Here is a 1,990-nt window from a genome sequence, read left to right on the forward strand (position 1 = left end):
TTTAATACCTAAAATAAAAATGGGGCTGAAGAATCAATTCTGATTCATCAGTCCCATAAATTATAGAGCCTAAAAAATCGAATTGTTTTGGTCTAAAAAAACTGATATAATAATTTATGACGTGAGACGAGCGCTTATAGTGTTGCAAATAGGAGTAAGGGGGTCATTATGAAATTAATCAAGCGTGTCAATTTGCTTGACGATAAAAAGCTAATCATGAAACTGAATATCTTAACGATTCCTCTATTGGTTATTTTCTTTGCTTTATTTACGCTTTTAACATTAGATAGAAAGTTAACGGAAGAAGTCACTATCGATTTAATGTATCTCGTTATTGCCATTCTATCAATGGCAGGGTTAATCATCGTTCACGAATTGATTCACGGGATTTTTTTTAAGCTGTTCAATAAGGAAGGAAAAGTCAAATTTGGTTTTAAGAATGGTTTGGCCTATGCAACAAGTCCTAATTCCTTTTATTCAAGGTGGCAGTTTTTACTTATTTTGCTTGCTCCTTTTGTCTTGATCACTTTGGTCTTATGGCTGTTGTATGCGTATAGGGAAATTTCTCCTTATGCATTTGTCTGGTTGGCTTCTTTTCATGGGTCAGCCTGTATTGGGGATTTTTATTTTTGTTATTTAGTGACTAAAGCTCCAGCGCATAGTTATGTAGAAGATACCGAACAGGGGATAAATTTTTATTCCAATCATTAGCAAAGCACAGCCATTAGGGCTGTGCTTTTTTGCACTCATTTGAAAAACGTTTTTGTTGCGTAGCATGGCTATCATTTGTCAATCACTTTGCTATAGAGCATGCACTGAAGATCAATTTTTTTGTTGGGCAATTTTAATGAAATCTTTTTTTCTTTTTGACGTTGAAAACCGCGCTTTTCATAAAATTGATACGTACAAGCACTATCTGTAAAAAGATAAATTTCTTTTCCTTGCACTCTTTTCTGTAGTTCATTTAGCAGCCGCGTTCCGAGCCCTTTGATAGGTATATCAGGATTAGCTGCTAAGAAAATGATTTTCCCATCCGGTGAATGGTCACTTAAATATTCAGAAAGGAGTTGATTGTTTCCGGCATCATATGCTCCGGCACTTTCTTTGGCAAAACTATTCTGTAAGAATTCAAATAGTTTGAAGTAGTTACTGTAAATGTCACAGAAGGAGCAGCAACATTTACTTTAGCTACTCCTGTTGAAACAAAAACTGTAGATTTTGCAGATATTAGTTTCACAGAAACGAAAGCGAATCCGCTAACAGGTACTTTCACGTTATCTGGAACATTAACGAATAAGTCATTTTGAGCAAAGCAAGTAGTGATAACAGCAGCAGTTCCTGGAGAAACCTCACACCTGGTTTAACGATTGCAACGAGTGAAGTATTCAAAGTTGAAGCAAGTCAAGGCTATGAAACGACTGAAGAAGGTACTTTTGATTATACAATTGATCCTTCAACTTTTGACAACACTAAGGCAAGTGATTACGTAATCACACTAACTGCATCAGAAGTGACAGACGTCACTCCTTAATCGTATGTTATATCCTAGCTACAAGAATGAATCTTATTCTTTTAGGGTGTTTCTTTTGTTCCTGTGCTTAGGAATATTTTTTTTCAGTCCAGAAGCATTGGCCGAAGAATCGATTGGCTCTTCTTTTGAAGTTCAGATCCAAGCAGACAAGAATTCAAGTATAGTAAAAGATATTCAATTTTCGCCTGATCTGAACCAAAAGTATACTTATACAGCAACTGTTACTAATCATGAAAGTCATGCCATTGAAGTATCGGTTTTTCCTAGTATCGCTGTTTCAACTAGGACTTCAATGACTTATGTTGCGGAAACAAACAATTTGCTAAATAAAGATTATGATTTAAAGAAGTACGTAAAACTCTTACCAATTGAAGGTAAATTGGAGAGAGTGTAAAATATTTTGTGTAAATAGAAAAAAGGAAGTCCCTTCTGTAGAATAGAGTTACCACAACACATTCA

The 1,990-nt window shown here is 35.1% G+C and carries 3 protein-coding genes and 1 pseudogene; 3 read left to right on the forward strand and 1 reads right to left on the reverse strand.

From position 1 onward, the window contains the following. Positions 1-168: 168 nt before the first annotated feature. Positions 169-711 carry a DUF3267 domain-containing protein gene (locus AB5Z52_RS16790; protein WP_003126326.1) on the forward strand — a complete coding sequence of 181 codons (543 nt, stop codon included), beginning with the start codon at positions 169-171 and terminating at the stop codon, positions 709-711. A 71-nt stretch (positions 712-782) separates the two neighbouring features. On the opposite strand, the pseudogene AB5Z52_RS16795 reads toward AB5Z52_RS16790, so the two are convergent. Next, a pseudogene (locus tag AB5Z52_RS16795) lies at positions 783-1,145 on the reverse strand (GNAT family N-acetyltransferase); the annotation flags it as partial. A gap of 158 nt (positions 1,146-1,303) precedes the next feature. Between AB5Z52_RS16795 and AB5Z52_RS16800 the strand changes: the two are divergent. Continuing rightward, positions 1,304-1,531: a hypothetical protein gene (locus AB5Z52_RS16800; protein ID WP_003126328.1), complete on the forward strand. Its 228-nt coding sequence runs from the start codon at positions 1,304-1,306 to the stop codon at positions 1,529-1,531. A gap of 55 nt (positions 1,532-1,586) precedes the next feature. Continuing rightward, complete coding sequence (locus AB5Z52_RS16805) at positions 1,587-1,925, forward strand: hypothetical protein (protein ID WP_148395047.1); 339 nt, start codon at positions 1,587-1,589, stop codon at positions 1,923-1,925. The last annotated feature ends 65 nt before the right edge of the window (positions 1,926-1,990 follow it).

Origin of the sequence: Enterococcus sp. RTP21361st1_A6_RTP21361_211029 (genome assembly GCF_040910045.1) — a bacterium.
Classification (GTDB): Bacteria; Bacillota; Bacilli; order Lactobacillales; family Enterococcaceae; genus Enterococcus_D; species Enterococcus_D gallinarum.